The organism is Paenarthrobacter sp. TRD_SC_7 (assembly GCF_056156245.1).
In genome coordinates, this window is the sequence record NZ_CM149587.1 from 476,051 (window position 1) to 500,823 (window position 24,773).

Genomic DNA, 24,773 nt, shown 5'->3' on the forward strand with positions numbered 1-24,773 from the left:
CGCACGTACTAAGAATTCCGTCCATGAAAGCAAAGACGAAAGGTGACACTTATGTCGTTCCAGGCTTATCTCGACGCAATAGAAGACAAAACCGGGCTCACTCCGCGGCAACTGGTTGAGATCGCGGAGACCAAGGGTTTCAAGGACCCTTCAGTTAAGGCCGGAGCCATCCTTGAATGGCTCAAAGCCGATTACGATCTAGGCCGTGGCCACGGAATGGCGCTGGTGCACGTCATCAAAAACGGGCCAAAGATCGACAACAAGCATGTGGGATCGGACGGAACTCACCGCGACGAGTCGGACACGCTCTGGCTTGACGGCAAGGCCAGCAAGCCGGCTCTCTGATGCAATAGTGGCGAGCATAAGCTAAGCATGCTTAGCTTATGGCAAGCCATTCCCGGATGCGCACGCAGAGAGGAACACCATGTCCACCGTGACGCAGCTGTTCAAGTCCCCTGCCGCTGACATCTGGAAGGTCATCGAAGATGGCTGGCTCTATTCCGGCTGGGTTGTGGGTGCCTCGAGAATCCGCGCCGTGGACGGGCAGTGGCCGCAAGTGGGAGCAAAGCTGCACCATTCCGTAGGCTCCTGGCCTTTCCTTATAGATGACAGCACCCGCGTGACCAGCATGGAACCCGGCCGAGCGTTGGAGCTCCTCGCGAGGGGATGGCCCTTGGGTGAGGCCAAGATTCTGATCACACTGGAGGACCTCGGGGGCACCCAATGCCGTGTCTCCATTGCCGAGGACGCCGTGCGTGGACCAGGAAAAGTGGTGCCCAAGGCCTTGCGGGATCCCATGATTTCAGTGCGAAACCGCGAGACCCTTAGGCGACTGGAACTCATGGCAGCGGGCGGGGCCGGCCGGAAGAACTAAAAGGGAACTGACGACGTCGACACTCACCGGAGGGGCGCGAAGGCTCCGGCAGTGCGCTTCGGCAGTCATGGTCAGTTGCCTCCAGCGGAGGCCGGCTGATGAGCGGAATGCTGATTAGCGCCAGGCATGACCCAGTCAAAAGCCTCAGCCTTGGAACGAGCTCCTTGGGATGCCTTGGAACGGTTCGGCTCTCCCAGTTCGGCCAGCAACTTTTCCGAAAGCACCACGAGATCCCTGAAAACGTCTGGAGTCAGCCATTCGGGACGTGTTGCAAAAAGGATGTCTTCGCTGGAGGTGTTGCCGCTGGCCCCGGGCGCGAACGGACAGCCGCCCAGACCGCCAAGGGCGCCGTCCACCATGGCAGCACCCGCTTGGATGGCTGCGAGCGTGTTCGCAACGCCCAGGCCCCAGGTGTCGTGGCCGTGGTACACGATCCGACGCGCAGGGGACTCCTCCCGCACCCGCGTGATCAGGCGGGAAACCTGGGCCGGGGTGGCTTGGCCGAGGGTGTCGCAGATGACGATGTCCGTGGTGCCGTCGGCGCGGGGATCGTTGGCGATGGAGAGGATGCGTTCTTCCGGAACGTAACCCTCGAACGGGCACGTGAATGATGTGGCAATGCACAGCTGGATCTGGCCATTCACTGCGCGGGTGTACTCCACCGCCTCGGGCAGGGCGGCCAGGCTTTCGTCCGTCGTGCGGCCGATGTTCGCCTTGTTGTGCGAATCCGAGGCTGACAAGCAGTACTGGAAGTTCCTCGCACCTGCGGCTGACGCTTTCGCGACGTGACTGGGGGTTGCCACCCAGATCCAGCACTTTTCCAGTTCCTCCGGGCTGAGGGCCCTGACTACTTCCAGCGTGTTGGCCATGGTGGGAACCAAGTCCGCGCGGGCCATGGAACCCAGCTCGATCGCAGGCACTCCCAAGCGCAGCAGTTCCCGCACGGTTTCGATCTTCTGCTCGGTGGGGAGCAGTTTCCCGGTGAGCTGGAGTCCGTCGCGAAGGGTGACGTCCCTCAGGATGGCGTTGCCCAGCGTCGTGGCAAGAGGGCTCTCAAAGCGGTTCATGGTCGGAAGGCCTCCTCGCGGCCTGAAGCCGCGTTGATCTGTGCGGCATCCATGTGAAGGAGCCCTCCGAGGATTTCTTGTGTGTTTTCGCCCAGGTCCGGGCCTAGGTTCCGAATGGGCAGGGACTGGTCCCCGATCACCGGAACAATGCCCGGGAAGCCGATGCCGGGAAGAATTTCCTCGCCTGTGGAAACGTCGAACTTCTGGATCATGTTGCGGGCGGCGTACTGGCTGTCCGTGCTGATATCGGCCGCGGTGTAAATGGGCCCGGCAGGAACACCGGCGGCTTCGAGGGCGGCGAGTGCCTCAGCGCCTGAAAGCGTGGCCGCCCATTCACCGATGGCCTGATCCAACTCCTCGCGCTTTGCCCAGCGCCCGGCATTGGACTGCAAAGCGGGATCCTCGGCAAGGTCCGGGCGGCCGATAGTCCGCATGTACCGCTGATAAATCGAGTCACCGTTGCCGGCCACCACGATGCTCGCGCCGTCCTTGCACACGTACGCGTTGGAAGGAGCGATGCCCTCCATCCGGCCACCCACACGCTGCCGATCCACGCCATATGCCTGATAGTCAGGAATCAGCGACTCCATCATGGAGAACATGGCCTCATTCAGCGCGACGTCGATGATGCGCTCGGTGAGCGGAACAGCGCCCGCCGAGTCCCGGCGTCGTGCTTCACGCTGGTACAGGCTCATCATGGAGCCGAAGGCGGCGTACAGGCCAGCGATCGAGTCTCCGATGGAGACGCCCACCCGCACCGGTGCCCGGTCCGGATCGCCGACCAGGTTGCGGAACCCGCCGTAAGCCTCGGCGACGGCGGCAAAACCTGGCCGCTCGGATAGCGGCCCAGTCTGCCCGAAGGCAGAGATGCGGGTGACGATAAGGTCAGGGTTGGCCTCGTTGAGGACTTCGGGGCCGAGCCCCCATCTTTCCAAGGTGCCGGGGCGGAAGTTCTCCAGAAGGATGTCGCACTTGGCCACCAGCTCCAGCACTGCCTGCTTGCCGGCCTCCGTGCGGAGATCCAGGACCACGGACTTCTTGTTGCGGTTGAGCGTGCGGTACAGCATGGACGTCTTGCCCTTGTGCAGGCGCCAGTTGCGCAGTTCGTCGCCGGTTCCTGGCCGCTCCACCTTGATGACCTCAGCTCCGAAGTCGGCGAGCAACCGGCCGGCCGTGGGGGCGGCGATGTAGTTGCCGAGTTCCAGGACACGGACGCCGTCCAGAGGGGCGATTGTTTGGTATGGCATTGTCTTCTTCCGTGCCTGGTGGGTAGGTGGTTGGCGGGAACCATGAAGAGCGATCCCGCGCCTGCGGCGAGAGCCAACATCACTGATGCCATATTATGAGTTAGAACTCATAATGCAAGCCGTTTCCGAAACTAGACTTGCTCCATGACCTTCGTGGTTCGCCCCGCCAGCCAAGCCGACGTACCTGGCATCCTCGCTGCGGACCTGGATGCTGGACGCACTTCACTCGCTAACGCTGAGCGATTCGCCGCGAGTGTTAGCGCCGCGGTCGAGGATCGCACACGTCTCGTCGTCGTTGCCGAAGCGCAAGATGACGCGAATGCGGGCGGAGGGTACGCCGGGGTGGGTTGGGCCAAAACGCACCACTGGGACTATGACGACGGGCCTGCGTTGTCCGGTCACCACCTAGGCGGTGTCACTGTGCGGCCCGATTTTCGGCGCCTTGGAGCAGCTGCGGACTGACGGGCGCCCGGCGACCCGGATTTCATACAGTAACGTTCGACGCCGGCGAAGGGGTCCTGCTGCAGGCGGCGCGGCCGCTGCCCTGACCTCCATGGACGCCCTTCAGCCTTAGCATGGTCCTCAGATGTGCCGACCGGGGGAGTGTGTAATGGGGCCGTTGGAATCGATCCAAGCGAGCACGAGGCAGAGTGGGCCAGCCCGAAAGGGAGCGCCGTCCAGGACCCAGCGGAAGCGGTCTACGCGGCAACGAAAGCTGGAGTTGGCGATTTTGCTGGTGCTGATCGTCGCCCTGGCACTTTCGGCTACGCCGTGGCCTTCGTCCTTACTGATCCGCAGCGTTTTTGAACGCGGGGCGCAGGCAACCATCGACGAGATGAGGCCCTACGTTCCGGATACACCGCTGCAAACCCAAACTGGCGTCGTCTACAAGCCCGGCTCCACCTTCGATGTCTTTAGTCCTGCAGGCACTACTGCGCCACTTCCTACTGTGGTCTGGATTCACGGGGGCGCCTGGATTTCCGGGGCCCAGCGCGATGTGAATCCCTATCTACAGATACTCGCCGCCGAGGGGTACACCACCATTGGCATGAGTTATCCGATCGCTCCTGAGGCCACCTACCCCACAGCAGTGCGGGACATCAATGAGGCCCTCGCCTACATCAAGGCCCACGCGGCCGAGCTGAACGTGGACACCAGTCGCATCGTCTTGGCCGGGGACTCAGCCGGCGCGCAGCTCGCGAGTCAGATGACCACGCTCACTGTTAACCCCGAGTACGCCAACCTCATGGGAATCCAACCTGCGCTACAGAAGTCGGAGCTGGCGGCCACCATCCTGCACTGTGGCGTTTATGACCTTCGGGCTATGGCCGATCTCAGTGGAATCGTAGCCTGGGGATTCAAGACGTCACTGTGGGCCTACACCGGCACGAAGGATTGGTCCGCTACCTACGCTGGCGCGACCATGTCCACCATCGACTTCGTGACCGACGACTTCCCGCCGACGTTCATCAGCGGCGGCAATGGCGACGGCCTCACGTGGCTGCAGTCGGTTCCCTACAGCAACCGGCTGAAGGACGCCGGGGTCCCGGTGACCGAGCTCTTCTGGCCGGCTACACACGAGCCTGAACTGCCGCACGAGTACCAGTTCCACCTGAACTTCGACGAGGCACGCGAGGCGCGGGACAAGACCTTCGACTTCCTGTCCACGCACGCCGCGAGGCGTTAGACCTTTCGGGAATACTTCGGAGCAGGCCCCTGTTCATTGATTTAGATGCAAACGCATGTAAGCTGGATGAACGAGCAACAGGAGAATGCCATGGAAACCCGCCGCATCACCGTCCTTTCCGCCGGACTTGGTGTCCCGTCGTCGAGCCGCTTGTTGGCCGACCAGCTGGCAGCCTCCGCCGAGCGGCAACTGCGCGCGGAAGGTTATGACGCGAAGATCGACGTTGTCGAACTGCGGGACCTCGCCGTGGACATCGCCAACAACTTCGTCACGGGCTACGCCGCACCGCGCCTCGCGGAGGTGATTGCCGGCGTCGAGGATTCCGACGCCATCATCGCCGTCAGCCCTGTCTTCAGCGCCTCCTACAGCGGGCTGTTCAAGTCGTTCATCGACGTCCTCGATCCCAAGTCGCTGGACGGCAAGGCCGTGCTGCTGGGGGCCACGGGCGGCACCGACCGCCATCAGATGGTCCTCGACTACGCAATGCGTCCCCTGTTCAGCTACTTGCGCACCAGGATTGCGGCCACCGGCGTCTTTGCGGGGCCCCAGGACTGGGGAAACACCGACGACGGCGGCTCACCCCTCTCGTCGCGGGTGGACCGGGCCGCGGGTGAGCTTGTGCAGCTCCTCAGTGGCTCCCAGCCGCACCGTAAGAACGACGCACTTGAGTCCCTTCCGTTCGAACAACTGCTTGCCGGGATCTCAGCAGGCAGATAGGCCGAACTTATTGCCCGGTCCGATCGTTGGGGCAAACATGAAGTGTCCTGTGGATTCCATTGACCTGGTGATGAGCGAACGAAGCGGAGTGGAGATTGACTACTGCCCGCAGTGTAGGGGCGTGTGGCTGGATCGCGGCGAGCTGGACAAGATCATTGATCGAGTAGCGGCGGAAACCATACCCGCCCCTGCGCGGCCTGCCGCCGCGCAGTCCCAGCCTCCCATCGCGCCGCCGCCCATCTACAACCCCTTCGAATCCCGGCCCCAGCAGCCGCGGTATGACGATAGGGACAGGCGCGACTATGACCGGCGGGACTACGACCGCCGCGAAGGTGGCGATCGGGACCAGTACGGCCGTAAGCGCAAGAAGAAGGAAGGCTTCCTGGGCGACCTGTTCGACTTCTAGTCCTTCTTAGTCGTCCAAGAGCTCAATGAACTCGCGGGCCTGCTTGATGTTGATGTCTGAGTGTCGCGTCAAGGCAAGGGCCGCGCCCTCAATGTCGCCGCTCTTTGCCAGCGTGCGGATTCGTCCGTAGATCTCGTCGTTAAGCATGTTGCTGCTCACTTCCCGAGTGACATCGCCCTTGCTGACGATTGCCCTGTACCTGTAGGCGAAGCGTTCGGGCTCGTCGTCATCGTCGGCCAGCAGGTCTTTGGCCGGGGCCTCCGGCGTGAATGGCTGCGGGTGCGCCGCCAGTGCGCCGACGGCGTTGCGCGACGCCCGCAGGCCCTCTCCCGTCGACTGCAGGTAAAGCTTGATGGCCGCCATGCCCTGTCCTTGCGCGATGAGCGAGTAAAGCTGTCGGTGCTGTTCCTGGTTGAGCTTCGCCGCAGACTCTTTGGCCAGCTCCACCGGGTCCTTGGGGGCATTCGCCGCGGCGATGCTGGCTTTGCTTTCCGCAGAGCGCTTGGTGAACGAGCGAATAAGCAGGAGCACGCCCGCAATGACCGCTATGAGGATCAGGAGCGGGATGAGGATGGAGTCCATGGCGTTGTCAGAGCCGATCTACGTAGTTCTTGGCGGTAAGTAAATCTGAGTGGGTGGCCTGGCGCAGGACTTTGATGGCCTCGATCTTTTTCCCGCTACGGACCAGGTTCTGTAGCTCGAACGCGAGTTGCGGGTTCAGTTGACCATTGGGAAGTACAGCGGGCTGGTGTCCCGTTTGGCCACCAGCATGAGACCGAGCGGCCTGTGCCTGGATGGCCGTCCTTGTGTTCTCCGCCTGCTCCCTCTGGCTGGCCTCGTTCTGGCTTGGCTTGGTGGTGGCCTCGATCCGCGCGCGGAGGGCCAGCGCCTCCTGCACTTGGGACGCCTGGTGCGCAGCGGAACGTGCCGCTAGTTCGCGCTGATACTTCTCAGCGTCCGAGACCCCTGTGTTGCGCGGCTTGAAGGCCGCCGTGAGTGCCCACAGCAGGCCCACCAGGACAAGAAGCGGAAGGACAATCGTTAGTAGGTCACCAAAGTTCATCCCCATGCTTAGAGCTTATGCCAGAACTTGGTTATCCACAGCACATTCCAGTTCCGGCATAGGCTTCTGAGAGATCTATGTCAAATTAGGGAGCCCTTGTAAGATGCATCACATTTGCGGCATGTTTGATGTGTTTTCACCCGCTCGGACCGCCTCCGGAGCGACTTGGGCTGTGGATGAAATTCAACCAAAACTTTCTTTAGTCCACAGCGTGTGAGGAACGTTTCCGCAGGTCAGAGCGTGGTTTCCCTCAAAAGAATTTCTCTATCCACAGGGTAACGCACAGTCTGTGCACAACGTGGGGTTGGTATTCCACAGGTTTTCCACAGGGGGTGTTTGGCGCCTGCTGTAACGTGTCTGAAGTGTCCCTTTTGGGCACGAATATCCCGCGCTGGGTTTCTTCGGCTCCCATAAAGTCACTACTTGTGACGGGTCTGCGGAATCGACTGTGGATAACTTGTGGATACCGCTATTCTGTCGGACCTGCCTGTCATTGTGAGATGCACCAGGCGGACCGGTAACCACGCACTGCGCTTTACGGGCCGCTAGGGAAGTACATCTCTGCAGCGGTACACAAATGGAGGACGGCTTTGTCAGTTACGCACTTGGACTCAATCGAGGGCTCACGCGCTTCGGACTCGAGCCGGAAACCTCCGCAGGACATCCCTGCTGAACAGTCGGTACTCGGCGGCATGATGCTCTCCAAGGACGCCATCGCGGACGTCGTTGAAATCGTCCGTGGACACGACTTCTACCGTCCGGCACACGAGACCATCTATGAGTCCATCATCGACCTCTACGGCCGTGGCGAACCCGCCGACGCCGTCACCGTTTCGGATGAACTCACCAAGCGCGGCGAGATCAACCGGATCGGCGGTCCCGCGTACCTCCACGAACTGATTCAGACCGTTCCCACCGCGGCCAACGCCGGCTACTACGCCGAGATCGTTGCGGAGCGCGCAGTGCTGCGCCGCTTGGTTAACGCCGGTACCAAGATTGTCCAGATGGGCTACGGCCAGGACGGCGAAGTCGAAGACCTCGTCAACCAGGCCCAGGCCGAGGTGTACGCGGTGGCTGAAAAGCGCACTGCGGAGGACTACGTGGCGTTGAAGGACGTTATGGAATCCACCGTGGACGAGATCGAAGCGTCAGGTCACCGCGGGGAAGGCATGACGGGCGTGCCCACCGGTTTCTACGAGTTGGACGAGCTGACACACGGCCTCCACCCGGGCCAGATGATCGTTATCGCGGCCCGCCCTGCTGTTGGTAAGTCCACGTTCGCCCTGGACTTTGCCCGTTCGGCGGCCATCAAGAACAACCTGGCAACGGTCATGTTCTCCTTGGAAATGGGCCGGAACGAGATCGCCATGCGTCTTCTCTCGGCAGAAGCGACCATTGGTCTGCAGGACCTCCGCAAGGGCACCATCAAGGACGAGCAGTGGTCCAAGATCGCTACCACCATGGGTCGAATGAACGATGCTCCGCTGTTCATCGACGACAGCCCCAACATGTCACTCATGGAGATCCGTGCCAAGTGCCGCCGCCTGAAGCAGCAGCACGACCTCAAGCTTGTGATCCTCGACTACCTCCAGCTCATGAGCTCCGGTAAGAAAGTGGAATCCCGCCAGCAGGAAGTCTCGGAGTTCTCACGTGCCCTCAAGCTGCTTGCCAAGGAGCTGCAGGTTCCCGTCATTGCGCTGTCACAGCTGAACCGTGGTTCCGAGCAGCGTCAGGACAAGCGCCCCATGGTCTCGGACCTCCGTGAATCCGGCTCCATTGAGCAGGACGCCGACATGGTCATCCTGCTCCATCGTGAAGACGTTTACGACAAGGAATCGCCCCGCGCCGGCGAGGCCGACATCCTCATTGCCAAACACCGTAACGGTCCCACAAAGGACATCGTTGTGGCGTTCCAGGGCCACTACTCGCGCTTTGCCAACATGGCCGGAGAAACGGGTGCCGGTGGCGGCGGCTTCTAGCTAGCGTGTGGCCTGGCCTTACGGGAGAACCGGGACAGTAGTGTTGTTGAGTCAGCGTCCGCGGGCGCATCACTGAACATATTGGGGAAACACATGAAGAAGAATTCGCTGCTCGGACTTGGGGCATCGGTACTGGTAGTTATGGCTCTTACGGCATGCGGTGGTGGTCCGGCAGCGGCACCAGCGTCGGCCCCGGCCAGCGAAACTGCCACAGCCACACCGACGCCCGCTAAGCAGTACACCGATGAAGAGCTCGTGGCTTTGGTCAGGCAGATTAAGGCCGCCGACGGCAGCACCCCCGCTGTACTTTCCGGTAAGGAGCTCTTGGGCCAGTATGACTCGCTAGTGGACACCTTCGGCGAGGCAGCCATTGAACCGGCGGCTTGCAAGGAATTGAGCACGCTTGGGGTTCCCCAGGCAATCGCCGGCTCGACGACTGCCGGCACGGCCAGGACAAAAATTGGCGGTTTCTTCAGCAACGTGTCAGTTACCTCAGGCGTCGATGTTGCTGCGCTGCAAGAGAGCCTGAACGCGAGCAAATCCCAGGCAGAGGCGTGCAAGAAAGTGACGTTCTCCGCCGAAGGGCAGACAATGACCACCTCCACCGAAAAGATCGAAGGCGTCGGCAACGTGCCGGGCACGGCGGCGTTCAAAACGCTCATGGTCATGCCCGATGGAAAAGCAGGAGCCATCTACACAGCACACGTGGTTAAGGACGGCGTACTGATCTCTGCCACTGCATCCGGTACTGAAGGTGTGTCCGGTGGGCCGGAAGCCGCCGGTGCCCTCCTGGATCAAGCCGCCGCGCTTATCAAGTAGTTGCAACAAGGGCTCTACTGGCGGAGATTCACCCGCCAGTAGAGCCCTATGGCTACTGCTGGAGAGGGGTGGGAGCCAAAGCTCTCACCAGGACCTCGTAAGTCTCCTCAATTTCGCCTCTCCGGCTGGGAATCGTGGTAGCGGACGGCCGGGCCTGAAGGCCACTGGTGAGGTCCTCGTACATCGACTCCAACAGGCGGGAACCTCCGAACTGCTCCACAATGGCGATGACGCTGGCATGCCAAGGGTCCTGGCTGTCCGTGCGCGAATAGAACCTCTCAACGGAGGCCTCAAGGCTGTCCAGCAGAACGATTTCCCTAAAGCCGGCGCCTGCCTCTTCAGCAGCACCCCGGAACAACGAGATTTCATCCGCGTCATCGAGGAACTGCGGCATGATCACAGAATGTCCGGCGCCCAGATGCGTGGCAGCCATGCTGAGCGCAATCGGGCGGACCAAGGTTCCGGCGGCTTGGAAATCTTCCTTCCAGCCCCCGATCAGGCAGCGCACCTGATCGACATCCAAGTTGAGGACACCTGGGTGACGATCCGCGTACATGCCAGCGAGAGTTGACTTGCCGATTCCAGGCGGGCCGTTCAGCAGGATCAGTTCACCCATACGGGGGCCTGGATCTTCGGTTCGGTTCTTGCAGACATGCAAGCCACACTAGGCCAACCCGAGGACTAAGGTGCGGTTCCGCTGCCCTGTTTCAGCCGAACAACAGGGAGAATTGCCACCACGGACAGTGGTGAGTTTTCGGCATCCGGCTTCGCCCAGGTATAGGGTAGTGCGGCATGGGACTGCGACTGGTTCAGGTGAATTTCAAGGCCCGGGACGACTCTGCTCTCGGAAAGTTTTGGGCGGACGCTCTCGGCTGGGGTGTTTCCAGTGAGGGACCCGGTGTGACCAACGTTGAACCCGTGGGTTTCACTTGGCCGGACCCTTCAGCCGTTTGCGTTGACGTTGTGACCGTTCCGAACCCGGAGACCGTGAAATACCGTGCGCATCTGGATCTCGCCACCACTTCCGCCGCTCATCAAACGGAGCTGGTTGCCCGGCTCAAGGAGCTCGGTGCGACACCGGCCGACATAGGCCAGGGAGATGTGCCGTGGACTGTACTGGCCGATCCCGAGGGCAACCTGTTCTGCGTCTTGGAACCCCGACCGATCTACCAGGACACCGGTCCCATTGCCACCGTGGTGGTCAACTGCACAGATCCGCGGGCCATGGCCAACTTCTGGAGCGAGGCGATGGACTGGACCCTCCACGAAGTGAACGATGATCATGCGAGGCTGCGTTCGTCCAAGGGGGTCGGGCCATATTTGGAGTTGCTTCGCACGGCAGACCCCGACGCACTTCAGAACCGTATCCATCTCGACCTGCTGCCGTATCCCGGCGATGACCAAGCGGCCGAAGTGGCCCGGCTTCATGCGCTGGGAGCTGCTGACGCTGATGTCGGCCAGGGCGAAGTGTCTTGGAGGTGCCTCTCGGATCCGGAGGGCAACGAGTTCTGCGTGCTGAGGCCAAGGTAATTCAGCGGCTCACCCTTGTTGGGCCTCATGCAGCGGGCATCACGAGGTACTAATCAGCGCCGCTGCTCGGATTTGCGTTGTGATTTGTCGAGCCTTGCTTGTAGACCCGGCCGCGCTGGGATTGGTACGCGCCCCTATGAGCCGGTGGTTTCTCCTTCGCCCGCCTGCCTTGTTGGATGTTGCTCCAAACAATGCCGCCGATGACAACGGCGAGTACGGCAACCATGACGGCCACAACGAGAAAGTTATCCATCAGGCGTTGCCAGCCGCCTTCAACAAGTGATCCGGGAGCCGGTTTCCCGGGGCCCGGCCTCGGATTTCGAGCAGTTCGCGGGCGTGTGCGTGTAGTTTCTTGTCCCCATCTGACACCGGTACCCATTCGGGAATCGGCACTGCCGTCCCGGTTTCATCCCGGGCAACCATCACCGTGAGGCAGTACGTGGTCAGGTTCATCTCGCGGGTCTTCGGGTCGCCGGAGCGGACGTGAACTGCGATGTGCATGCCCTTGGCGCCGGTGTAAACGAGGCGCGCTTCGACTTCCACCACGTGACCGATCAACAGCGGCCGGTAGAAGCGGACGCCGCCGGAGAAGACGGCCACGGTGTCCTTGCCGCAATACCGGGAAGCGCAAACGTACGCCGCTTCATCGATCCACTTCATCACGATGCCGCCGTGGACCTTGCCGCCCCAGTTCACATCAGTGGGGGAGGCCATGAACCGCAGCGTGACACGCTCGGCGGTTCCGGCGTCGGTATATTCCTGCGCGTTCATCGCATTGACTATCTGCTCGCGTACTTCGATGCGCGCAAGCGCGTGGTCCCGTTGCTCAATCTCTGCAGGCGTGGACGGTTCAAACTGGGGGACAGGAATTGGCTTGCCGTCAGGTCCAACGGCCACGAAGATCACCATGCACTGGCTGTGCATCGTTTCCGGTCCGCCCTTGGGATCGCGGGAGCTGACCACCGTGTGGATGTGCATGGAGGAGCGGCCGGTGTAGACGATGGTGGAGGTAACCTCCACCATGTCGCCGCTATTCACGGGATCCGTGAAGTGGATATTACCCACATAGGCGGTGACGCAATAAGACTTCGCCCAGCCGACAGCTGCCGCGTACGCAGCTTTGTCAACCCACTCAAGGACGGTACCGGCGTCGACTGACCCGCTGTGTCCGATGTCCATAGGGGCCGCGAGGAAGCGGAGGGTCACTGAATTGGCGGCGTCATCGCTCATGCTTGGAATCTTACTGTCGGCAGCTTTCTGTTACGTGACTAAGACTGACTACCCGCGTTGGATGCCGAGGGTCGCGATGAGGTCCTCATGGAGTTCGAACCAGACCCGGTCCAGTTCTTCGGCCAGCAGCCGCTCGTTCTCGATTCTCCCGAGACTCGACAGCGACCAGCCGCTGATCCCCGCGAAGGTGCTGTGCGAAACAAAGCCGTTCACACCGGCGTCGATGAGTTGGGATTCCACTAGATCGGTGTCCTGGGAGAAGGGAGCCGCCACGGCTTGAGTGTCGGCGAACCCAAGCAGGCGGACGGCGTGCAAGGTGAGGAGCGTCATTCGGTGCCCGTCAGGGTAACGGTTCCCTGAGACCCGTCGATGGTCAGCGGGCCTCCGTCGGCGAGCAGGTTCAGCGCACCCCGAACACCCAGTACGGCCGGGATCCCGAACTCCCGTGCAACGATCGCGGCGTGCGACAATACTCCGCCGGTCTCCGTGACCACCGCGGAGGCCATCCCGAACAGGGGCGTCCACGCGGGGTCGGTGGTGCGGCAGACCAAAACATCCCCTGACTGGAATCGCGTGAACTCGTCGGGACCGTGAATGAGCCGGGCATTGCCGCGGGCTGTACCAGTGCTGGCGCCGACGCCGGTGAGGATGGTCATCACCAGGCTATTTCTACTACAGAAAACCCTGTCCCGGCACCAATCGCGGAAGCTGCTGCCGAGCCAGCTGAAGTCCCGCAGCCTGGCACGCTCTTTCACATCCCGGCCCTTAAAGACCGATGCTCTCTCACTTTCCTGAAGAAAGTGAGAGAGCGATCGGCTGAAGGGCTTGTTATCTGCGAGAGCGTCGGGGGGGGAGGTGGGCGCTTACGCGAGGACGCGGAGCTTGGATCCCTGGCGGCCGAACAGTGCGGCATCGGCGGAGATCTTGCCAGCGCCCGCCAGTGCCAGAGCCAGGGCGGCGCCGGCGAAGAGCAGTACGAGTTCGTACCCGCCGTTGCCGACGAAGACGCCGGCTGGGGCGTGCACCAGGAACAGTGCGCCGAGCATGTTCACGGCCAGGAGGGCTGCGAAGACGCGGGTGAGGAGGCCGATGATCAGCGCAATGCCGCCCACCAGTTCGAGGGTGGCGACGATCGGGGCTACCGCGGAAGCGCCGGGTACACCCATCTGGGCGAACGATGCCTGCGTGCCGGCAAGGGTGAATTCGTTGAACTTCTGCCAACCGTGCGCGGCGAAGAGAAATCCTGCGATTACGCGCAGGATGGTCAGGGCTGTGGTGGTCAAGCTGGACTTGTTCATATCTTCAACCTTTCCGGAGTTAAGTTGAAGTGTCAACTAATCATGGCTTTTTATGACCAGAACCTCAGTTACCGGCTTGGCTCCGGCGCTTGCTACGTGGCTTTGCCTGAAGCCACGGCTGCAGGAGCCTGGTGGTGATCGGCAGGAAGATGTACGTCATCAGCGGCGTCAGGATGACGATGTTGAGGAGGACCGCGAGCACCAGTGGCCAGTCCTGGGTCAGTGGGTGCAACAGGAAGTTGGCCAGCAGGCTGAGCGGGAAGAAGGGCAGGAAGATGCTGATGGCTTGCTTCCAGCGCGGCGGCACCACGGTTTCGGGCACAACCACGGAAACGTCTCCGGGCCGGGAGAACCATCCTTCGATCCCCGTGTGGCGCTCCACCCGGGTGGTCTCCATCATGTCCCTGGCACTATCGATCCACCAGCGACGCTCCTCGGAGTCCTCCCACTCCTGCAGCGAATCGGCGTCTGCAAAGCGATAAAGCATGTGCCACTCAGTGGAATCCACCCCATTGCGCACCCAGCCAGACCCCAAATATCCAGGCCATTCGCGTGCGAGTTCCTGTCCTGCATGGGCCCAGGCATTGGCTTGGCGGGTATAGCCCGGGAGGATTGTGCGGGCAACGGAAACGGTGACGGGATGCTCATGTGACACGGCCCAAATGTACCCGGCCTCAGGCGGACTAGGCTTGTTTAGTGCCTCAAACCACAACCGCCCCCGCCCGCTCCAACGCCCGCGAGATCCTGCGCCTGGCCGTCCCTGCTTTCGGTGCGCTCATCGCCGAACCGCTGTTCCTGCTGGCTGACTCCGCCATTGTGGGGCACCTGGGCGTCGACCAGCTGGCAGGCGTTGGCCTCGCGTCCACCATTCTGCACACCGCCGTGGGGCTGATGGTCTTCCTGGCATATTCGACGACGCCGGCAGTCGCCCGCGCGATCGGCGACGGCAAGCTGGGGAAGGCTTTGGCTGCAGGGCGCGACGGCGTCTGGCTGGCGCTGCTGCTCGGGCTGGGGCTTGCTGTGGTCGGTTTCGTGGCGGCCGAGCCGCTGGTTGGCTTCATGGGGGCGACCGGAGACGTGCGCCAATTCGCCGTCGATTACCTGCGATGGTCCATGCCTGGTTTGGCCGCGATGCTCCTGATCTTCGCCGGGACCGGCGTTCTCCGGGGCTTGCAGGACACCCGGACGCCGCTTGTCGTGGCAACCGCGGGCTTCGCCTTGAACGTCGCCCTCAATGTGTTCCTCGTATACGGGTTGAACATGTCGGTGGCAGGTTCGGCCATCGGTACGAGCATCGCGCAGTGGGCCATGGCTGCCGTGTACTTGGTGATGGTCGGCCGGAATGCGCGCCAACACGGGGTGTCCCTGAAGCCCGACTGGCAGGGCGTCCGGACCATGACCAAAGTGGGTTCATGGCTCATGCTGCGTACGCTGAGCCTCCGTCTCGCCATCCTCGCGACTGTCCTTGTAGTGACCGCGCAAGGTGCCGTGAACCTGGCCGCGCACCAACTGGCCATGACCATTTTCTCCTTCCTCGCCTTTGCCTTGGACGCGTTGGCGATCGCGGCGCAGGCCTTGATCGGCAAGGAACTCGGCGCTCGGAACGCCGCACGAGTCCGTGAGCTGACCCGCACCATGATCCACTGGGGCCTCGGATTCGGTGTGATCACGGGCGTACTCCTGGCCATCGCGGCACCGTGGGCCGGATACCTCTTCACCTCCGACTCCGGCGTCCGATCAGCCCTCACCATCGCCCTCTGGGTCCTCGCGGTCGGGCAGCCGCTGGCCGGCTACGTCTTCGTCCTGGACGGTGTCCTCATCGGCGCCGGCGACGCGCGCTACCTGGCGATTGCCGGCGTCGTAAACCTGGTGGTCTATTTGCCGCTGCTGGTGGCTATCCACCAGACGAAACCCGACGGCGAGGCGGGGCTCTTCTGGTTGTGGGCCGCGTTTGCGCTGGGCTACATGCTGGCCCGTGCCGTGACCTTGGGGCTGCGTGCGCGGACCGATCGGTGGATGGTGCTGGGTTCGCACTAAACTGGACGGGTGACTCTCCCAGCAACTCCTGCCCAGACTCCTTCTGCCTCCATGGCCGGGCTCTGGAAACCCGTGCTGATCCGCGCCACGGTTGCATTGGTGTTCGGTGCGGTCACCATCTTCTGGGCTTCGCCGTCTGTGCACGTCCTGGCGTGGGCTGTGGGGCTGTATCTGTTGGCCACAGCAGGGGCTGTATGGATGTCCCGCGCTTTGCCTGTGGCGGTTCCGCTGGTTGTTGCGCTCGGAGGCGCCGGAGCCTTGGTCACTCAATCCGACGAGGGCGTTGCCCTCTCGGCCATGTTTGCACTGCTGGTGCTGGGCCTCCTTGAGTTCGTGCATGGTCTCCGAAAGCGGAACGTGGTGGCGCGTGATTGGCTCATTTCGGGTGTTATCGCCGTGGGCACTGCCGTGATGCTGCCGTTCTTCACTTCGCTGGGCGCACATGCGCTGTTGGGTGTGGCAGGTGGTGGGGCCATCCTTTCCGGCGTGCTGTGGATCCTCTCCGGGCTGACACTGCGGCACGACGCCAAGACCGGGACCGGCGGCCCTTCCCGAACCGCTGCGCCCGGCGCTTCGCCCGAGGCCGTAAACTAGTAGCTGGACGTTCTACTCTTTGTAGAACTTTTGCTGACCGGCGGATACGAACCGCCATCATTGGAGGAATGACCGTGGCAGACCAGACACCAGGAGAACCGCGCAAGATGCGGACCTCGGTCAAGGGACCCCTCATGTTCTCCGCGTTCTTCGCAGTACTGGCCTTCGTTGCCGTGCTCATTTTCGCCTCCGGCGGCAGCGCACGCGCGCCACGTTTCGACCTCGCCTTCACGGGAGCCGGCATCGCATTCATCGTGAGCCTCGTTGTGGCGGCCATGCTGTCCATGAGCCACAAGGAGAACGCCGACCACCTCGGCAAAGGCTCCGGCGTCAACCTCAGCTCCAAGCGTCCCGGCCACGGCGGCCCGGGTGCTCCGGATAGTGAGACTGAAGCGCCCGACGCCGGCCGCTAACCTTCCAGCGCTTCCTCACTAAGGTGGGGAAGCGCTTTTTATTAGGTCCGCGGGCGGCGCCACCACAGGGGAAATCCTGCGTTCACTGCGAGGAAAGTGATAAGTAAGCAGCCGCTCATAAGCAGCCCTGGATTCGGGGTGACCAGGTCGTAGGGAATCCCGTCGATAGTTCCCATCTGGCGCACGGACGTGTTGTAGCCAGAAATCAGAAGTCCCGCACCCGCTGCGGCCACAATGATGTATACACATCCATTGCCCAGCCACCAACGGCTCAGCCGCCGATTCAGACGCAGGGGGAGGCCGAGAGCTACTGCGAAACCCATCGCGAATATGGGGCCGATCATCAGGAACAGGAGAGTCCCCAGAAACTCATATCCAGGGCTCGTCGACATCGTAACGACGAACCACATTGCGCCCATGAAGGGGTACGCAATGGCCAGCTGGCTGATGGGGGCCATGTCTGGCCAGTCGGTTGGTCGCACCCATGCCGTTGCCGGAGCATCAGGCTGTCCTTGCGGGTGAGATGCCGCAGCTGTGTTGTTCTGTTCCCCCATGCCGCAATTATGCAGGACCGTTAGCCCTCGGCGGCCTTCCTTGCCCGATATGCCGCAACGTGGGCTCGGTTGGCGCAGTTGCCCGTGTCGCAGTAGAGCTTGGAGCGGTTGCGGCTGAGGTCCAGCACCACGGCGTCGCAGTCGTCTGCGGCGCACACGCGCATGCGGTCCATCTCCTTGCTTCGGATGACGTCGATGATGGCCATGGCAGCTTCGGTTCCCATTCGGTCCGCCAGTGGCGCTTCCGGGGTGGTGGCGTGGAGGTGCCAGTCCCAGTGGTCATGTTTCACGAGTTGGGGGAGTGCCTTGGCATCGGCGAGGAGCTTGTTGACGGACTTGGCTGCCGTGTCCTCGTCGGCGCTCCAGAGTGCTGCCAGTTCGCTGCGGAGACGCTTGATGCTGCTCAATTCCGCAGCAGAGTTCACCCGTGAGCCCGTGAACTCTTCGGTGTCCAGGAATGAGTCAAGGTCTTCCACGGTGACCAGTGACTCCCCGCCGTTGGCGGCCGTGTTGATCAGATTGACGACGCTACGAAGGGCAACCTCGGTGTCAGGCGCAAAAAGCACTTTGACTCCTTACATGTTTCGGGAGTACTGTCATGACCATAAGCCCACTTTACTCCTGACAGGAGGCTGCTGTGTCAGCTCCAACGACGAAGGCTGATGCAAAGAGTTTCCTGGCATCAGGACTCGGCATCGCACTCTTTTCTTCCGCCGTTTTCGGTACCTCCGGCTCATTCGCCAAGTCCATGCTGGAAACCGGCTGGTCACCCGGCGCTGCTGTTGCCGTACGACTCACCGGTGCCGCGCTGATCCTGGCGATTCCCGGTGTCGTGGTTCTTCGCGGCCGATGGCACCAGCTCAAGGACAACTGGCTCACTATCCTGCTGTTCGGGCTCATTGGAGTGGCAGGGTGCCAGCTCTTCTACTTCAATGCCGTGGCCCGACTGTCCGTGGGCGTCGCGCTGCTGCTTGAGTATCTGGCTCCGGTGATGATTGTCCTCTGGCTCTGGATCGCCAGCCGACGGCGGCCCCGTGCGCTCACTGCTTCCGGCGCCCTGCTTTCCTTGGGTGGCCTGGTTTTGGTGTTTGATCTGACAGGTGCCGTGAAGGTGGACTTCATTGGTGTCCTTTGGGGTATGGCCGCCGCCGTCTGCCTGGTGATCTACTTCTTCATCACAGCCAAGGAGAATGACAGCCTCCCTCCGCTGGTGCTCGCTTCCGGGGGTCTCTTAGTGGGCGCGCTGGTCATGTGGCTCGTCGGGTTGCTGGGACTGCTGCCCATGACCTTTAGCACCGCGGACACAACGCTTGGGCCGTGGACCACTCCGTGGTGGGTCTCCGCGGTCGGGCTCATCATCCTGGCTACTGTCCTCGCGTACGTTTCCGGCATCATGGCTGCCCGCAGCCTGGGCTCGAAGGTAGCGTCCTTCGTGTCTCTCACCGAAGTGCTGTTCGCCGTGATCTGGGCATGGCTGCTCCTGGGGGAACTCCCCGGCCCCATTCAGCTGCTGGGCGGCCTCCTCATTGTGGGCGGCGTGGTCCTGGTCCGGGTCGATGAGCTGCGGGGAGATCGCACGGCCGCTCGAACCGCCCAAGAAGCGGCCCGCGTTCTTGATCACCCGAACGACGTGGAACCCGTCCCCTCCGGGCGGTCCGCGAAGGCGCCCCACAACTAAGCTTCCTTTAACGACGAAAACCCTGGACGCTGCTGCGTCCAGGGTTTTTCCAACTGTCTTAGTTGGAAGCCTGCTGCTGCTGCTCAGCGTTCTTCTGAGCGCGATCGCCGGCTTCGCGAAGTGCGTCTGCAACCTTCTTCAGGTTGGAAGCGTGCTGGCTGTCCCATTCGCCGCGGAACTTGTCAGCGTCCGGGCCCTTCCAGTCGGTGCCGTCAAGTGCACCCTTGAGCTGTGAACGCTGCTGCTCGATGTTCTCGGCACCGGCCTTCAGCTTGTTACCGAGCTGACGAAGCTGATCAACATCTGCACCCCAAATAGCCATGAGATTCTCCTTCATTTGTTCGGACCCGAGCTCTTCGGCATCCCCAGCGGCCTCCGGCTCATCCGGAAGATCCAATAGCTAAAACCTATCCCGGGATTCGCAAACCGGTCGATGGGCACCCCTCCCCATGCAGCACTGCCCATAGTTAGCATGGGGTTATGTGCCGCAATATCAGGACCCTGCATAACTTCGAACCGCACGCTACGAGCGCAGAAGTGGAGGCTGCTGCCCTGCAATATGTGCGCAAAATCAGCGGATCCACCAAGCCCTCCAAGGCCAACGAGGAAGCCTTTGCGGAGGCTGTCCACGAGATCGCCCACATTACGCAGCATCTCTTGGACTCCTTGGTGAGCCACGCCCCGGCGAAGAACCGTGACGAGGAAGCCGCCAAAGCGAAGGCCCGGGCCGCAGTCCGTTTTGGAACCGCGTAGCCCAGGCCACAACCGCCGGCCGGTCGGGTTTACTTCCCGAACGAGCGCAGCCTCAGCGAGTTCGCAACCACCAGCACCGAGCTGGCTGCCATTGCTGCGCCGGCGATCATTGGGTTCAGGAATCCAAGTGCTGCCACCGGGATGCCAATCGCGTTGTAGAAGAACGCCCAGAACAGGTTGGTCTTGATGGTGGACAGGGTCTTGCGGGAGAGTTCAATCGCCTGAACCAGCTGACCTAGATCACTGCCCATCACGGTCAGGTCCGAAGCCTCGATAGCAACGTCGGTTCCCGAACCCATCGCGATACCAAGGTCCGACTGAGCCAAGGCTGCGGCGTCGTTCACGCCGTCACCGGCCATGGCAACCGTGGCACCGGACGCCTGCAGCTTCCGGACCGCCTCAACTTTCCCTTCCGGGAGGACGCCGGCGAACACGTCGTCCGGTGAAATCCCGACGGCGGCGGCCACCTGGGCGGCTACTGCGGCGTTGTCGCCGGTCAGCAGGATGGGTCGGATCCCCATGCCCTTCAGCTTCTTTATTGCTGCTGCCGAGCCGGGCTTGATGGTGTCGCGCAGGCTCACGATTCCTGCAGCCTTACCGTCCACGGCAACCCAAATGGCTGTGGCACCGCCGTTTTCCTCTGCCGCCAGCGCTTCCCGTTGGTTTGAATCGAGCGGTATGCCGTTCTCCTCGAGCCAGCCGGAACGTCCGACGACCACGGCCTTGGGAGATCCGTCCAGTACAACGGTTCCCCTCACGCCGCCGCCGGGAGCGGAACTGAAGCCGTCAACACCAGGCAGAGTGCCGGCGTCGGGCATGGCGTCCTTTGCCGCGGCGGCAATCGCGTGCGCGATCGGATGCTCAGAGGCCGCTTCAACAGCTCCGGCCAGGGTTAGGACGGTGGACGGGACGTAGCCGTTGAGGCCCACAGCGTGGTCCACAGCGAGCTTGCCGCTGGTCACAGTGCCGGTCTTGTCCAGCAGGATGGTGTCCACATGGCGGGTGTCCTCAAGAACCTGGGGGCCCTTGATAAGGATGCCCAGCTGGGCTCCGCGACCCGTCCCTGTCAGCAGCCCGACGGGAGTTGCCAAACCCAAGGCGCAGGGGCAGGCGATCACCAGGACAGCAACGGCGGCGGTGAAGGCTGCGTTGAGGTCGCCCGAGAAGAACAGCCAAAGGATGAACGTGAGCAAGGCGATGGCCAGCACGATCGGGACAAAGACGGAGCTGATCCTGTCAGCGAGCCGCGCAATGGGTGCCTTGCCGGTCTGCGCCTGGCTGACCAGGCGCCCCATTTGAGCGAGCGTCGTGTCGGAGCCCACGCGGGTGGCCCTGACCAGCAGCCGGCCGGAGGTGTTGATCGTAGCGCCCGTCACCAGACTGCCCGGTCCAACCTCCACTGGCACCGATTCGCCGGTGACCAGTGAGGCGTCGACGGCGGAAGCACCGTCCGTGACTACGCCGTCGGTGGCAATTTTCTCGCCCGGGCGGACAACAATGACGTCATCTACGAGGAGTTGATCGGCCGGAATCTTCTGCTCGACGCCGTCCACCAGGATCGTTGCATCCTTGGCGCCCAGGTTCAGCAGCGCCTTGAGTGCATTGCCGGCTTTGGCCTTCGCGTTCGCTTCAAGGTAACGGCCCAGAAGCAGGAACGTCGTGACTACCGCTGCGACCTCGAAATAGAGGCCGCCGCCGGACATGTTTTCCATTCCAGGGTGTTCGGTCATGCGAGGATCCACAAAGAGTTGCCACGCCGAGTAGAGGTAAGCAGCGATGACGCCAATGGAAACGAGCGTGTCCATGGTGGAGGCGAAGTGCCGAGCGTTGATGGCAGCCGCCCGATGGAAGGGCCAAGCCGCCCAGCTCACCACCGGTAAGGCCAGTGCGCCCGCAACCCATCCCCAGTTGGCGAACTGCAGGGCGGGGATCATGGAGATTGCGAACACCGGAACGGTCAGCAGCGCCGCGACAATCAGGCGGGGGCGCAGGGTTGAGGCAGCTGGGCCGTGAGCCATGTGGTCTGTGTGCCCGTGCTCTGCGTGGTCTTCGTGCCCGTGCTCTGCATGGTCGGCTTGGGCGGCGAAACCGCCGCCGTGCTCTGCATGCTCGCTCGTGCCTCGCTTAGACGCATGCTGCCGCACGCCGCCGGCTTCGCCGCTTGGTGCGGTTTCCGGCGTTAGTGCAGCGTCGTTATGCTCCTGGGGTTCTTTAGTGGTGGTGTGTCCGTGGCCCTCGTCGTCCGTGGGGTGGGCGGTGTGGTCGTGGGCGGCGGTTTGGGGGCGGGCTTCTCGGGTGTGCGGCGCTGGGGTTTGGCGGACGGTGGCTTTGTAACCCGTCGCGTTGACGGTGTCCACAATCTGCTGATCTGTCACGGTTGCCGGGACTGTGACGTGGGCCGATTCGAGGGGGAGGTTGACGCTGGCCTCTACACCCTCGAGTTTGCCCAGCTTTCGTTCCACTCGATTGACGCATGAGGCGCAGGTCATGCCCTCGATGTCCAACTCGATGACCCTCTGTGCGGGTTGGTTGAAAGTCTCCTGGCTACTCAAGAGGACTCCTAAGCTTCGTTGGCTACCATCAGATAGCCGGCTTCTGCCACGGCCTCGCCAATTTCCGACGGCGACAGCTCGTTGGTTGATGTGATGGTCACGGTGGACAGGCCACCGGGGTTGAGGTCCACTGCCACATTTTCGACGCCGTTGAGCGACTCAATTTCTTCGCTCACGCTTGAGACGCAGTGGCCGCAGGTCATACCCGAAACGTTGACGTTGGTCTGGATGGTCTGGCTCATGGCGTTCTCCTTGGTGATGAGTTGAATGGTGTGGTGGTTGGTGGCGGAGTTACCGCAGCAGGCGCCCGATGGCATCGGTGGCCTCCTTCACTTTGGCGTCGATCTGTTCGGCACGGGCTTCGGGGTTGGGCTCGGAGGCAGCCCCCACGACGCAGTGGCCGATGTGCTCCTCTACGAGTCCCAGGCTGACCGCATGGAGGGCCTTGGTGGCAGCGGCTACTTGGGTGAGGATGTCGATGCAGTATTTGTCGTCCTCCACCATCCGCGCGATGCCGCGGACCTGCCCCTCAATCCGCTTTAAGCGCCTGAGGTACGCATCCTTGTTGTTGGTGTACCCGTGGGGTGCGGCGTGCCCGTGATCCACCTCGGTGACGGGTGCATCCGGATGGCTCATGCTCAGGTCTGACGTGCTCATAGGTCGAAGATATACCCAGAGGGGGTATTTCGTCAAGTACCCCCGTGGGGTATTTCTGTCACCGTCTTGCCCGCCGGAGACTCTTCGAGAAGAGCGAATGGACTAGACCAAAGGATCGCAGTAGGTATAGACCAAAATGCCAAAAAACTGGATTCTTGTTTTGCAATGCAAACCTTTTTGGATATGTGCTTCCGCCCACACCCGCGCGTTCATAGTGTTTGGTCTCATAGCCGCGGAGGGGGATTCCCGCGGAACCCATCTTTTCTCCATGGAGGACACTTGAAACTCGCACGCTCCGCAGCGGCCATAGCCATCGCAGCGCTCGCCTTGACCGCTTGCGCTCCGCCAACCTCAAACAACGCAGCCTCCAGCTCGGACGAGCAGACCGGCACTGTCCGCGTCTGGCTCTTCTCCGAGGTCAACCAGGATCCCAAGTCCGCAGTGGTCAAGGAAGCCGTTACTGAATTCGAAGCGGCACACAGTGGTGCCAAGATCGATGTCCAGTACATTCCCGTCGACAGCCGTGCCGAACGATTCAAGGCCGCCTTCAACGATCCTTCCAGCGCACCGGACGTAGCTGAGTTCGGCAACACGGACCTGGCGAGCTACGTGGCATCCGGCGGGCTGGCTGATGTCACCGAGGACATCAAGTCCTGGGACGAGGCCAAGGACCTGGATGAGAAGATCCTGGACACCACCGAGATCGACGGCAAGAATTACGGCGTCCCGTGGTTCGTCGGCGTTCGCGCCCTCTACTACCGCACGGACCTCCTGCAGCAGCTTGGCCTTGAGGTCCCCAAGACCCTGGATGAGGTAGAAACCGTTGCCCGCGCCGTCCGCGCAGCAAACCCGGACCTGCTGGGTATCTCCGTGGGTGGCGCCGCGCAGTTCTCCGCCATGCCGTACCTGTGGGCCAACGGCGGCGAGATCGCCACGAAGGAAGGCGACACGTTCGTTTCCGGCTTGGACTCCCCGGCGTCACGCGAAGGCGTCGCAGCCTACACGCGCCTCCTTAAGGACGACATCTGCCCGGCCCAGACCTGCGCGGAGTTCGGTGGGAACGCCAGCGTCCAGCAGTTCATCGCCGGTAAGTCGGCCATGACCATCGGCGGCGACTTCAACTACAAGGCGGTTGCCGCCAGCGCCATCAAGGACAAGTTCGCCGTGGTTCCGGTTCCCGGCAAGACTGCCGGCTCCATTGCGCCGGCTTTTGCCGGCGGCAACAACCTGGGTGTCTTCAACAGCAGCGAACGCCGCACCCTCGCAACTGACTTCGTGAAGTTGTTGGCCAGCAAGAAGTACCAGCAGAAGATGTTCGACTCCATGGGCAACCTCCCCACGTTCAGCGATGTCCAGAAGTCAGTGGCGGAGAACAACAAGCAGGTTGAACCCTTCATCAACACCCTGGGTGCCGGCACCAAGTTCGTCCCGGTCACGGAAAACTGGTCCACCATTGACGCCCAGGGTGTCTTCACAGGCATGTACCAGAAGGTGGTTACGGGCAAGGCCGACGTGAACGCTGCCACCACCGAGGCCGCAGTCGCCATGAACACGGCATTCGGGTCCAAGTAATGCGCTGCACCCCGTCACCAAGCTGCACCCCATCACCAACCGAAGG

The 24,773-nt window shown here is 62.1% G+C and carries 31 protein-coding genes; 15 read left to right on the top strand and 16 right to left on the bottom strand.

From position 1 onward, the window contains the following. The first annotated feature begins 51 nt into the window (after nucleotides 1-51). Nucleotides 52-345, top strand: a complete 294-nt coding sequence (locus tag AC0J5Z_RS02370; protein ID WP_475037219.1) for a DUF4287 domain-containing protein — start codon at nucleotides 52-54, stop codon at nucleotides 343-345. 79 nt (nucleotides 346-424) lie between these two features. Further along, nucleotides 425-874, top strand: a complete 450-nt coding sequence (locus tag AC0J5Z_RS02375; RefSeq protein WP_475037221.1) for an SRPBCC family protein — start codon at nucleotides 425-427, stop codon at nucleotides 872-874. Nucleotides 875-945: 71 nt separating this feature from the next. On the opposite strand, the gene AC0J5Z_RS02380 is transcribed toward AC0J5Z_RS02375, so the two are convergent. Together AC0J5Z_RS02380 and AC0J5Z_RS02385 are read right to left on the bottom strand one after the other, a co-directional pair. Continuing rightward, entirely contained in the window at nucleotides 946-1,941 is a 996-nt protein-coding gene (locus tag AC0J5Z_RS02380) for a beta/alpha barrel domain-containing protein (protein ID WP_475037222.1), read from the bottom strand. Continuing rightward, nucleotides 1,938-3,188: a CaiB/BaiF CoA transferase family protein gene (locus AC0J5Z_RS02385; protein ID WP_475037223.1), complete on the bottom strand. Its 1,251-nt coding sequence runs from the start codon at nucleotides 3,186-3,188 to the stop codon at nucleotides 1,938-1,940. Before AC0J5Z_RS02385 ends, AC0J5Z_RS02380 begins: the two co-directional genes overlap by 4 nt. Nucleotides 3,189-3,332: 144 nt before the next feature. Between AC0J5Z_RS02385 and AC0J5Z_RS02390 the strand changes: the two genes are divergently transcribed. The 4 genes from AC0J5Z_RS02390 (at nucleotide 3,333) to AC0J5Z_RS02405 (ending at nucleotide 5,998) form a co-directional block, all read left to right on the top strand. Then, nucleotides 3,333-3,650, top strand: coding sequence for a GNAT family N-acetyltransferase (locus AC0J5Z_RS02390; protein ID WP_475037224.1), 318 nt, complete (start codon nucleotides 3,333-3,335; stop codon nucleotides 3,648-3,650). Between the two features lie 259 nt (nucleotides 3,651-3,909). Beyond that, the gene (locus AC0J5Z_RS02395; protein WP_475037225.1) at nucleotides 3,910-4,875 is read left to right on the top strand and encodes an alpha/beta hydrolase; all 966 of its coding nucleotides are present in this window, start codon (nucleotides 3,910-3,912) and stop codon (nucleotides 4,873-4,875) included. Nucleotides 4,876-4,965: 90 nt separating this feature from the next. After that, nucleotides 4,966-5,592, top strand: coding sequence for an FMN reductase (locus AC0J5Z_RS02400; protein ID WP_475039497.1), 627 nt, complete (start codon nucleotides 4,966-4,968; stop codon nucleotides 5,590-5,592). Nucleotides 5,593-5,641: 49 nt separating this feature from the next. Then, nucleotides 5,642-5,998, top strand: coding sequence for a TFIIB-type zinc ribbon-containing protein (locus tag AC0J5Z_RS02405; RefSeq protein ID WP_475037226.1), 357 nt, complete (start codon nucleotides 5,642-5,644; stop codon nucleotides 5,996-5,998). A 6-nt stretch (nucleotides 5,999-6,004) separates the two neighbouring features. Here the strand turns inward: AC0J5Z_RS02405 and AC0J5Z_RS02410 are convergent, their stop codons facing one another. After that, a complete protein-coding gene (locus AC0J5Z_RS02410; protein WP_475037227.1) occupies nucleotides 6,005-6,580 on the bottom strand; it encodes a hypothetical protein in 576 nt (191 codons plus the stop codon). 7 nt (nucleotides 6,581-6,587) lie between these two features. Further along, nucleotides 6,588-7,061: a hypothetical protein gene (locus AC0J5Z_RS02415; RefSeq protein WP_475039499.1), complete on the bottom strand. Its 474-nt coding sequence runs from the start codon at nucleotides 7,059-7,061 to the stop codon at nucleotides 6,588-6,590. Between the two features lie 590 nt (nucleotides 7,062-7,651). Between AC0J5Z_RS02415 and dnaB the strand changes: the two genes are divergently transcribed. Both dnaB and AC0J5Z_RS02425 read left to right on the top strand, forming a co-directional pair. After that, entirely contained in the window at nucleotides 7,652-9,040 is a 1,389-nt protein-coding gene (gene dnaB, locus AC0J5Z_RS02420) for a replicative DNA helicase (protein WP_017197290.1), read from the top strand. A 93-nt stretch (nucleotides 9,041-9,133) separates the two neighbouring features. Next, the gene (locus tag AC0J5Z_RS02425) at nucleotides 9,134-9,859 is read left to right on the top strand and encodes a hypothetical protein (protein ID WP_475037228.1); all 726 of its coding nucleotides are present in this window, start codon (nucleotides 9,134-9,136) and stop codon (nucleotides 9,857-9,859) included. 52 nt (nucleotides 9,860-9,911) lie between these two features. Here AC0J5Z_RS02425 and AC0J5Z_RS02430 read toward each other — a convergent pair whose 3' ends face one another. Continuing rightward, the gene (locus tag AC0J5Z_RS02430; protein ID WP_475037229.1) at nucleotides 9,912-10,475 is read right to left on the bottom strand and encodes a P-loop nucleotide/nucleoside kinase family protein; all 564 of its coding nucleotides are present in this window, start codon (nucleotides 10,473-10,475) and stop codon (nucleotides 9,912-9,914) included. A gap of 176 nt (nucleotides 10,476-10,651) precedes the next feature. On the opposite strand from AC0J5Z_RS02430, the gene AC0J5Z_RS02435 reads away from it, so the two are divergent. Further along, nucleotides 10,652-11,389 carry a VOC family protein gene (locus AC0J5Z_RS02435; protein ID WP_475037230.1) on the top strand — a complete coding sequence of 246 codons (738 nt, stop codon included), beginning with the start codon at nucleotides 10,652-10,654 and terminating at the stop codon, nucleotides 11,387-11,389. A gap of 252 nt (nucleotides 11,390-11,641) precedes the next feature. Here the strand turns inward: AC0J5Z_RS02435 and AC0J5Z_RS02440 are convergent, their stop codons facing one another. The 5 genes from AC0J5Z_RS02440 to AC0J5Z_RS02460 form a co-directional block, all read right to left on the bottom strand. Continuing rightward, nucleotides 11,642-12,619 (bottom strand): acyl-CoA thioesterase, encoded by a 978-nt coding sequence (locus tag AC0J5Z_RS02440; protein ID WP_475037231.1) that lies wholly within the window; start codon nucleotides 12,617-12,619, stop codon nucleotides 11,642-11,644. Nucleotides 12,620-12,667: 48 nt separating this feature from the next. Beyond that, entirely contained in the window at nucleotides 12,668-12,949 is a 282-nt protein-coding gene (locus AC0J5Z_RS02445; protein ID WP_475037232.1) for a hypothetical protein, read from the bottom strand. Next, a complete protein-coding gene (locus tag AC0J5Z_RS02450) occupies nucleotides 12,946-13,275 on the bottom strand; it encodes a PEP-utilizing enzyme (RefSeq protein WP_475039501.1) in 330 nt (109 codons plus the stop codon). Before AC0J5Z_RS02450 ends, AC0J5Z_RS02445 begins: the two co-directional genes overlap by 4 nt. A 207-nt stretch (nucleotides 13,276-13,482) precedes the next feature. After that, nucleotides 13,483-13,917: a DoxX family protein gene (locus AC0J5Z_RS02455; protein WP_475037233.1), complete on the bottom strand. Its 435-nt coding sequence runs from the start codon at nucleotides 13,915-13,917 to the stop codon at nucleotides 13,483-13,485. Between the two features lie 64 nt (nucleotides 13,918-13,981). After that, nucleotides 13,982-14,572: an antibiotic biosynthesis monooxygenase gene (locus tag AC0J5Z_RS02460; RefSeq protein ID WP_475037234.1), complete on the bottom strand. Its 591-nt coding sequence runs from the start codon at nucleotides 14,570-14,572 to the stop codon at nucleotides 13,982-13,984. Nucleotides 14,573-14,613: 41 nt separating this feature from the next. Here AC0J5Z_RS02460 and AC0J5Z_RS02465 point away from each other — a divergent pair, with 41 nt between their 5' ends. The 3 genes from AC0J5Z_RS02465 (at nucleotide 14,614) to AC0J5Z_RS02475 (ending at nucleotide 16,961) form a co-directional block, all read left to right on the top strand. Further along, a complete protein-coding gene (locus AC0J5Z_RS02465) occupies nucleotides 14,614-15,954 on the top strand; it encodes an MATE family efflux transporter (protein ID WP_475037235.1) in 1,341 nt (446 codons plus the stop codon). 9 nt (nucleotides 15,955-15,963) lie between these two features. Then, on the top strand, nucleotides 15,964-16,548 hold the full coding sequence (locus AC0J5Z_RS02470; RefSeq protein WP_475037236.1) for a hypothetical protein: 585 nt from the start codon (nucleotides 15,964-15,966) through the stop codon (nucleotides 16,546-16,548). A gap of 68 nt (nucleotides 16,549-16,616) precedes the next feature. Then, nucleotides 16,617-16,961 carry a hypothetical protein gene (locus AC0J5Z_RS02475; RefSeq protein WP_475037237.1) on the top strand — a complete coding sequence of 115 codons (345 nt, stop codon included), beginning with the start codon at nucleotides 16,617-16,619 and terminating at the stop codon, nucleotides 16,959-16,961. 41 nt (nucleotides 16,962-17,002) lie between these two features. On the opposite strand, the gene AC0J5Z_RS02480 is transcribed toward AC0J5Z_RS02475, so the two are convergent. Both AC0J5Z_RS02480 and AC0J5Z_RS02485 read right to left on the bottom strand, forming a co-directional pair. Further along, on the bottom strand, nucleotides 17,003-17,515 hold the full coding sequence (locus tag AC0J5Z_RS02480) for a hypothetical protein (RefSeq protein WP_475037238.1): 513 nt from the start codon (nucleotides 17,513-17,515) through the stop codon (nucleotides 17,003-17,005). Between the two features lie 20 nt (nucleotides 17,516-17,535). After that, a complete protein-coding gene (locus AC0J5Z_RS02485; protein WP_475037240.1) occupies nucleotides 17,536-18,081 on the bottom strand; it encodes a CGNR zinc finger domain-containing protein in 546 nt (181 codons plus the stop codon). Between the two features lie 71 nt (nucleotides 18,082-18,152). Between AC0J5Z_RS02485 and AC0J5Z_RS02490 the strand changes: the two genes are divergently transcribed. Continuing rightward, the gene (locus AC0J5Z_RS02490) at nucleotides 18,153-19,193 is read left to right on the top strand and encodes an EamA family transporter (protein ID WP_475037242.1); all 1,041 of its coding nucleotides are present in this window, start codon (nucleotides 18,153-18,155) and stop codon (nucleotides 19,191-19,193) included. A 58-nt stretch (nucleotides 19,194-19,251) separates the two neighbouring features. Here the strand turns inward: AC0J5Z_RS02490 and AC0J5Z_RS02495 are convergent, their stop codons facing one another. After that, on the bottom strand, nucleotides 19,252-19,515 hold the full coding sequence (locus AC0J5Z_RS02495) for a WXG100 family type VII secretion target (RefSeq protein ID WP_011776688.1): 264 nt from the start codon (nucleotides 19,513-19,515) through the stop codon (nucleotides 19,252-19,254). Nucleotides 19,516-19,673: 158 nt separating this feature from the next. Here AC0J5Z_RS02495 and AC0J5Z_RS02500 point away from each other — a divergent pair, with 158 nt between their 5' ends. Beyond that, nucleotides 19,674-19,946, top strand: coding sequence for a DUF2277 domain-containing protein (locus AC0J5Z_RS02500; protein ID WP_216924537.1), 273 nt, complete (start codon nucleotides 19,674-19,676; stop codon nucleotides 19,944-19,946). Between the two features lie 29 nt (nucleotides 19,947-19,975). Here AC0J5Z_RS02500 and AC0J5Z_RS02505 read toward each other — a convergent pair whose 3' ends face one another. From AC0J5Z_RS02505 to AC0J5Z_RS02515, 3 genes are read right to left on the bottom strand one after another with little or no spacing between them, the layout of a single operon-like run. Next, nucleotides 19,976-22,498, bottom strand: a complete 2,523-nt coding sequence (locus tag AC0J5Z_RS02505; RefSeq protein ID WP_475037244.1) for a heavy metal translocating P-type ATPase — start codon at nucleotides 22,496-22,498, stop codon at nucleotides 19,976-19,978. An 8-nt stretch (nucleotides 22,499-22,506) separates the two neighbouring features. Further along, complete coding sequence (locus tag AC0J5Z_RS02510) at nucleotides 22,507-22,740, bottom strand: heavy-metal-associated domain-containing protein (protein ID WP_475039503.1); 234 nt, start codon at nucleotides 22,738-22,740, stop codon at nucleotides 22,507-22,509. A gap of 49 nt (nucleotides 22,741-22,789) precedes the next feature. After that, on the bottom strand, nucleotides 22,790-23,155 hold the full coding sequence (locus AC0J5Z_RS02515; RefSeq protein ID WP_475037247.1) for a metal-sensitive transcriptional regulator: 366 nt from the start codon (nucleotides 23,153-23,155) through the stop codon (nucleotides 22,790-22,792). Between the two features lie 279 nt (nucleotides 23,156-23,434). Between AC0J5Z_RS02515 and AC0J5Z_RS02520 the strand changes: the two genes are divergently transcribed. Continuing rightward, entirely contained in the window at nucleotides 23,435-24,727 is a 1,293-nt protein-coding gene (locus AC0J5Z_RS02520) for an extracellular solute-binding protein (protein ID WP_475037248.1), read from the top strand. The last annotated feature ends 46 nt before the right edge of the window (nucleotides 24,728-24,773 follow it).